Here is a 2,835-nt window from a genome sequence, read left to right on the forward strand (position 1 = left end):
ACTGAATGATTACGGTGGCACTTGGGGCCGTTTATTCCAATTCATCAAAGAACAAAAACTGCCGATGGGAGATTTCAGCCCGCTTTGCATCTACCACGATGATCCGAAAGTGACGCCAGCCGAGAAACTGCGTACAGACGTATGCATGGTAATGCCTGTAAAGGTTGCCCCCAAAAGTGATGTGGGATTCAAGGTTATCCCAGCCGGACGTTATGCTATTTTCCTTTATAAAGGCCCGTATGACAATCTGCAAGCTGTGTACGATACGATTTACGGAAAGTATCTGCCCGAAATGGAATGTACGATACGTGATGAAGCCAGTGCTGAACGCTATCTGAACAATCCATGTGACACTCCCCCCGAAGAGTTGTTGACGGAGATCTATATTCCAGTAGAATAATCCGGATAAGGAGACGAAGGAACAGCAGTCACTTTCAGACAGGCTGTTCCCTCTTCCCTACCTGTTATTTTTCAGCATAGACGCCAATCCTGTTTCCTTCACTATCCGTGAATACGGCAAACCATCCTTTATCGTCTGCCTCAATCTTTGTTTTGGGAATGACAACTTTCCCTCCTTTCAGAAGCACTTTTTCCAACGTTTGTTCAATATCCTCACAGTTGAAATGGATAAGTACGCCATGCGTTGAAGGAAGAAAGTCGAAATTTGAAGCATAAGAAATAGCACCGACGGTTTCACCTTCTTCCGTGAAACAAGCCATTTTCTCTGTTTCACATTCAAAAGTCGGAAGTTGCACACCCAACACAGTTTCGTAAAAATCGACAGCCCGACGGAAATCGGTAGCAGGAATCTCAAAAAATGCAATTAATTTTTTCATCTCGTTTCTTTTTTATAGTTACTACTAAACCTTTGCAAAGACATTGCAAAAGTAGGGTAACACGAGGAAGCCCGATAGGAAAAAAGAGACATCTTTAGAGTTCAGAGAAATAATCGGAATAAGGGGCGCATACAGAAAGATACTCCGCAGGGGTATAACCGGAAAAGAGTTTGAATTCCTTTATCATGTGAGACTGATCGGAAAAGCCACATTCATAAGCCACTTGTACAAAAGGAATCGTAGCATCCTGTTGCAGCATGGATAACGCCCGTTGCATACGGATAATACGAATAAATTCCTTGGGAGTAGTGCCGACATAATCGGCGAAGATACGCCCAAACTGCTTACTGCTCAAACAGGCTGTTTCCGACAAATGAGAAATATTGATTTGCGGCCGGAGGTTTATTTCATGAAAGACAGCAGACATCCGCTTGAGATTATACTCGGGAAGAGTGTATAAACGACGAAGAAAAAACTGCTCTATCAACCGAATACAAACTGCATTATCAGAAGTATCCGTGACCTGTTTCACTAAATCCGACAGTTCTACATCTTCCATCGCATCGGTATCTACAGTTTGCCCGCGGAACAGATGACTGGGTATGTGAAACAATGCTTTTACCGCATAAGGCTGAAAAACAACAGTAATCATCTCTATCCTGCCTGTAGACATCACATCCGAGAAACCGACCGATTGTCCGGAAATAAAGGATTGGGGTTGCAGCTCCGACTCACCCAACAAAAGAAGTTGTTTCCCTTTATGGAATACCAGTTGCATACAGCCAATAGGCAGAGTCCGTTCGGAGACAGGAGCTATTGAGTCGTCTTGCAATATCCAGTAATGCCGTATATAGGGAGCCAGGGCAAAACAGGGTTTTATCAATTGAAATGATTGCATATAACAAAGATATTATTTCTTAATCCAAATGCAAAAGTAAAACTCCTGTTTAAAAGGGGATAGTAAAAAAAGGACTTCTTTACTTAATTAAAAAAGCATCCTCTGCTTGAAGAAGCATGATTGCAACTCATTCAAACAGAGGAAGAATTCTTTAGATAACGGAAAGTCCATATTCGTAGGCTTCCGACATCGCATTGTAATCTGCATCGGAATATGCGCCTTTGTCTCTTGCTTTCTGCATATCTTTCATAAACGATTCCACAGAAGACAGGAAGCTATAATAATTCTTTTGCTCTTCATCATAGCCTGTGACAGCAGGAAGTTTCTTTGCAGCTTCGAGTTCTTTCTTCAATTCTGCCATCTTCACATCAATGCGAGCACCCTCCAGTACATGTTTGCGAGAATAAAGATTCATTATGCTTTGCACAGTGCCGGACATCTTACGCATAGCCATGATTTGATCTTTCAACGGTTCGTCGGCAAGAAGTTCTTTTTCAGCCTGTTCCGTGAGAGGGCTTAGAATATCAAAAATCACTTGTTTATATTCGGACATTTCTACACTTAGCCGATAGTTTTCATCCAAGAGCTTGCCAGCCTTGGCTGTCTCTTTGGCCTGCTTGTAAGAGAGAAACTTATTAAAATTATCATAGAATTGCGCCCGTGCACTGAAAAGTCCTCTATAACTCTGCTTCAGATTCTGACGGACTTGTATATTAAAGTAATCTCCCGGATCCATCAATTCCGCAGTGTCTCTGGCAGATACTTCAGGCGGTGCTATCGGAGATACTTCAGGAACTTTTCCTGTCTGTTCCATATATCCCAAGACCGCATTTACGTCTTTTGCATTAGCTACATGCCTCAACACGATGAGCGATGTATGATAATAGTTTATCACTTTACTGGCATTATCCAATTCTTCCGGAGTGACGGAGGACGCAGCCTGTTTCTTGTTTCCTCCCGAACAGGAAACCAATAAGAAAGCACCTATCAGTGCTCCAAATAATAAGATATTCTTCTTCATAATAATGGTTAGTTTATTGAGTCTTTCGTACTATAACAATAAAAATCGTTTTTTGTTATAGACAAACAATGCATATTCGA

At 41.8% G+C, this 2,835-nt stretch carries 4 protein-coding genes; 1 reads left to right on the plus strand and 3 read right to left on the minus strand.

Translation table 11 applies throughout. The annotated features are described in order from the left end of the window. A partial coding sequence (locus ACT8YW_RS22760; protein WP_444107232.1) for an AraC family transcriptional regulator occupies window positions 1–400 on the plus strand: 400 nt, incomplete at its 5' end. A gap of 64 nt (window positions 401–464) precedes the next feature. Here ACT8YW_RS22760 and ACT8YW_RS22765 read toward each other — a convergent pair. The 3 genes from ACT8YW_RS22765 to ACT8YW_RS22775 form a co-directional block, all read right to left on the minus strand. Beyond that, entirely contained in the window at window positions 465–836 is a 372-nt protein-coding gene (locus ACT8YW_RS22765) for a VOC family protein (protein ID WP_004296844.1), read from the minus strand. 94 nt (window positions 837–930) lie between these two features. Next, window positions 931–1,734, minus strand: coding sequence for an AraC family transcriptional regulator (locus tag ACT8YW_RS22770; protein WP_004326035.1), 804 nt, complete (start codon window positions 1,732–1,734; stop codon window positions 931–933). 151 nt (window positions 1,735–1,885) lie between these two features. Beyond that, complete coding sequence (locus ACT8YW_RS22775) at window positions 1,886–2,755, minus strand: DUF6845 domain-containing protein (RefSeq protein WP_004296841.1); 870 nt, start codon at window positions 2,753–2,755, stop codon at window positions 1,886–1,888. Window positions 2,756–2,835: the final 80 nt, after the last annotated feature.

The sequence above is a fragment of the Bacteroides sp. genome (genome assembly GCF_052357945.1).
Classification (GTDB): Bacteria; Bacteroidota; Bacteroidia; order Bacteroidales; family Bacteroidaceae; genus Bacteroides.

Coding starts and splice junctions, on each gene's coding strand:
- ACT8YW_RS22765 (WP_004296844.1), bottom strand. CDS start 836: ATGAAAAAATTAATTGCATTTTTTGAGATTCCTGCTACCGATTTCCGT.
- ACT8YW_RS22770 (WP_004326035.1), bottom strand. CDS start 1,734: ATGCAATCATTTCAATTGATAAAACCCTGTTTTGCCCTGGCTCCCTAT.
- ACT8YW_RS22775 (WP_004296841.1), bottom strand. CDS start 2,755: ATGAAGAAGAATATCTTATTATTTGGAGCACTGATAGGTGCTTTCTTA.